General features: G+C 64.5%; 2 protein-coding genes. Both read left to right on the top strand.

The genetic code is table 11. The annotated features are described in order from the left end of the window. The first annotated feature begins 261 nt into the window (after window positions 1–261). Window positions 262–2,337 carry a molybdopterin-containing oxidoreductase family protein gene (locus tag ACSHSS_RS29690; RefSeq protein ID WP_445545927.1) on the top strand — a complete coding sequence of 692 codons (2,076 nt, stop codon included), beginning with the start codon at window positions 262–264 and terminating at the stop codon, window positions 2,335–2,337. A 137-nt stretch (window positions 2,338–2,474) separates the two neighbouring features. Continuing rightward, window positions 2,475–4,148: a long-chain fatty acid--CoA ligase gene (locus ACSHSS_RS29685; protein ID WP_261514342.1), complete on the top strand. Its 1,674-nt coding sequence runs from the start codon at window positions 2,475–2,477 to the stop codon at window positions 4,146–4,148. Window positions 4,149–4,376 lie beyond the last annotated feature (228 nt).

Genomic DNA, 4,376 nt, shown 5'->3' with positions numbered 1-4,376 from the left:
CCGTGTGAAAGTAGGTAATCGTCAGGCTCCCTAAGCCAAGAACCCCCGCCTAAGCAGGCGGGGGTTTTTGCATTTGTGGTGCGGGAAATGCGCTATCGGCACGAGCGCCGGCCAAATGCCCCGCTGCGATCTCCGATCCCTCTCCGCAGGCCGGCCCGCCTCGCCCCATCTTCAAATAAAGCCCGCGACCTGTACGGAATGAGCGCTTTATCCGGCAGGTCCACGTAAAATTTGCGAATCCCCATCTTCGCACCCACAACAATGAACGCCGCCACCCACGTTGCTCGGGCCGTCTGCCCGCATGATTGTCCGGATACGTGCGCCATGCGCGTGACTGTCGAGAACGGAAGGGCGATCAAGGTCGCGGGCGACCCCGACCATCCGCCGACGCAAGGCGTCCTCTGCACGAAGGTCAGCCGATATGCGGAGCGTGTTCATCATCCGGACCGTCTTACCGTGCCGCTGAAGCGCATCGGCGCGAAAGGCGAAGGGCGCTTCGCGCCGATCAGCTGGGACGAGGCGTTCGCCGAAATTGGCCGCCGTCTGGGGGACATTGCGACGCGTGCGCCCGAAGCGATCGTGCCGTACAGCTATGCGGGAACGATGGGTCTCGTGCAGGGCGAAGGCATCGCGCAGCGCTTGTTCCACAAGATCGGTGCGTCACGGCTCGAGCGCACGATCTGCGCGGCGGCCGGCGCCGCCGGCCTGCGCTTCACTTATGGCGCAAGCGTCGGGATGCATCTCGAGCATTTCGAGGAAAGCGAGCTGATCCTGATCTGGGGCGCCAATCCGATCGCATCGAGCCTGCATTTCTGGACCCGCGCGCAGGAAGCCAAGCGGCGTGGCGCGCGGCTCGTCGCGATCGATCCGTATCGGTCGCTCACCGCCGAAAAGTGCCACCAGCACATCGCGCTGAAGCCCGGCACCGACGGGGCATTCGCGCTCGGCATGATGCACGTGCTGATCACCGAGAATCTGCTCGATCACGATTACATCGCCGACCATACGCTCGGATTCGACGCCCTCAAGGCGCGCGCGCTGTCGTATCCGCCCGAGCGCGTCGCGCAGATTTGCGGTATCGATGCGTCGGAACTGATCGATCTCGCGCGCCGTTACGGCGCGACGCGCAAGGCAGCGATCCGCCTCAATTACGGCATGCAGCGCGTGCGCGGCGGCGGCAACGCGGTGCGCGCGATCGCCAGCCTGCCCGCGCTGACCGGTGCCTGGCGCGACCGCGCGGGTGGCCTGCTGCTGTCGTCGTCGGAATTTGCGCCGATCAATCAGCCCGCATTGCCGCGCCCGGATCTGATTCCCGGCTGGCCGCACAAGCTGCCGCGCATCATCAACATGAATGCGATCGGCGATGCGCTGCTGCACCCGGGCGATGCGGCGTTCGGTCCGAAAATAGAAGCGGTGATCGTCTACAACTCGAATCCCGTTGCCGTCGCACCCGACTCGTCGAAGGTCGCGGCGGGGTTTGCACGCGAAGACCTGTTCACGGTCGTTCTCGAGCATTTCAAAACAGATACCGTCGATTTCGCCGATATTGTGCTGCCGGCAACGACGCAGCTCGAGCACCTGGACGTCCACAAATCGTACGGGCACACCTACGTGATGGCGAATCTGCCGGCGATTCCGCCGGTCGGCGAGGCGCGGCCGAACACGGAAATCTTCCGCGGCATCGCGCGCAGCATGGGGCTCGACGAGCCGGCGCTCTATCACTCCGACGAGGACGTCGCGCGCGCGGCGCTTCGATGGGACGACCCTTCGCTCGACAGCGATTGGGACACGCTGAAGCGCGAAGGTTGGCTGAAGCTGAAATTGCCCGACGCGCCGTTTGCGAACGGCGGGTTCCGCACGCCGTCCGGCAAGTGCGAGTTCTACAGCGCGCGGCTCGAGCAAATGGGTCATGATCCGGTGCCCGACTATCTGCCGCCTTTCGAGTCGGCCGAAGCGGCGCCGGAGCTCGCGGCCCGTTACCCGCTCGCGATGATTTCGCCGCCGGCGCGCCACTTCCTGAACAGCACGTTCGTCAACGTCGAGAGCCTGCGCAGCACGGAAGGGCAGCCGCACCTCGACATGCACCCGGCGGACGCCGCATCGCGCGGCATTGCGGATGGCGATCTCGTGCGCATCTTCAACGACCGCGGATCGATGCAGGCCGTCGCGAGAGTGACGGACCGTGCGCGTGCCGGGCTCGTCGTCGGCTTGTCGATCTGGTGGAAGAAGCTGTCGCCCGACGGGCGCAACGCGAACGAAGTTACGAGCCAGGCGCTGACCGATCTCGGCAATTCGGCGACGTTCTACGACTGTCTGGTCGAAGTCGAAGCCGCCTGACCGAACGGACGCACGCGCGTCGGCCGAGCATCGTCCCCCGTTCGAAGGGGACGTCTAACCCTGTTGTCTCGCGACGGGCGACCCGCTACGATGCGTTTTAGCACGACCATTCGAAAATCCGTGAGGAGACGCGCAGTATGGAAAAAATTTGGCTGAAATCGTACCCGCCCGGCGTTCCAGCCGAAATCGACGCGTCTCCGTATCCATCCGTTCCCGACCTCCTCGACGAGAGCTTCACGCAGTACCGCGACCGTACGGCATTCGTCTGCATGGGCAAGGCGATCACGTACGGCGAACTCGATGCGCTGTCGCGCCGCTTCGGCGCGTGGCTGCAGTCGCGCGGCCTCGCCCGCGGCGCGCGCGTTGCGATCATGATGCCGAACGTGCTTCAGTATCCGGTCACGATTGCGGCCGTGCTGCGCGCCGGCTGTACGGTCGTCAACGTGAACCCGCTCTACACGCCGCGTGAGCTCGAGCATCAGCTGAAGGACAGCGGTGCCGAAGCGATCGTCATTCTCGAGAATTTCGCGTCGACGCTGCAGGCGGTGATTGCGAATACGGCGGTGAAGCATGTCGTCGTCGCGTCGATGGGCGATCTGCTCGGCATCAAGGGCTGGATCGTCAACTACGTCGTGCGCAAGGTCAAGAAGATGGTGCCGGCCTGGCAGTTGCCGTCCTTTACGCGCTTCAACGCGGCGCTCGCAGAAGGGGCGCGGCAAACGTTCAAGCCGCCGAAGCTCGGCCCCGACGACGTCGCATTCCTGCAATACACGGGCGGCACGACCGGCGTCGCGAAGGGCGCGACGCTGCTGCACCGGAACATCGTGTCGAACGTGCTGCAGGCCGGCGCGTGGCATCAGCCCGCACACGACAAGTATCCCGATGTGAAACAGTTCGTGACGGTTGTCGCGCTGCCGCTCTATCACGTGTTTGCGCTGACCGTCTGCGGCTTTCTGACGATGCGCACGGGCGGCATGGGCGTGCTGATTCCGAACCCGCGCGACATCGGCGGGATGATCAAGGAGCTGAAGGGTTATCAGATCTCGACGATTCCGGCTGTCAACACGCTGTACAACGCGCTGCTGAATCATCCCGACTTCGGCCAGCTGGATCTGTCGAAGCTCGTGATCGCGAACGGCGGCGGGATGGCGATCCAGGAAGGCGTCGCGAAGCGCTGGTACGAAAAGACCCATACGGCGATCGTCGAAGGCTACGGGCTGTCCGAGACGTCGCCGGTCGCGACCTGCAATCCGGTGACGGCGACCGAATACAGCGGGACGATCGGGCTGCCGCTGCCGTCGACCGAAGTCACGATTCGCGACGACGCCGGCAACGACGTCCCGCTGGGCGAGCCCGGCGAGATCTGCATCCGCGGGCCGCAGGTGATGGCGGGTTACTGGAACCGCCCGGAGGAGACCGCGAAGGTCATGTGTCCGGACGGATTCTTCAAGACCGGCGACGTCGGCGTGATGGACGCGCGCGGTTACGTGAAGATCGTCGATCGCAAGAAGGACATGATTCTCGTGTCCGGCTTCAACGTTTATCCGAACGAAGTCGAGGACGTCGTCGCATCGCATCCGGGCGTGTTCGAAGTGGCCGCGGTCGGCGTGCCGGACGAGCACTCGGGCGAAGCGGTGAAGCTCTTCGTCGTGAAGAAGGATCCGGCGCTGACCGACAAGGATCTGCTTGCGTACTGCAAGGAGCGCCTGACCGGCTACAAGCGGCCGAAGTTCGTCGAGTTCCGCACCGAGCTGCCGAAGACGAACGTCGGCAAGATCCTGCGGCGAGAATTGCGCGACGGACGCGCGTAACGGCGCAACGCTCGAACGAGCGGACCAGAGGACGAGCCCGGCCTATGCCGGGCTTTTTGTTTGCCTGGGCGAAAAGGGTTGTCGCAGTGGCAAGGCTGCCGCTGCGTGGGGCGCGACGGGGACGCGCATGGCACGGCTCGACGAATGCCGCTGCTGCGGTCACCCGTTGCGGGGTGGTGGGGCCTGTCAGGAATTTTGTGTTTAAGGCATAACATGCTCCCAAGGAGA

Source organism: Burkholderia sp. BC1, assembly GCF_052683555.1.
The sequence above is the reverse complement of the archived record's forward strand: the minus strand, read 5'-3'. Positions and strand labels throughout refer to the sequence as shown.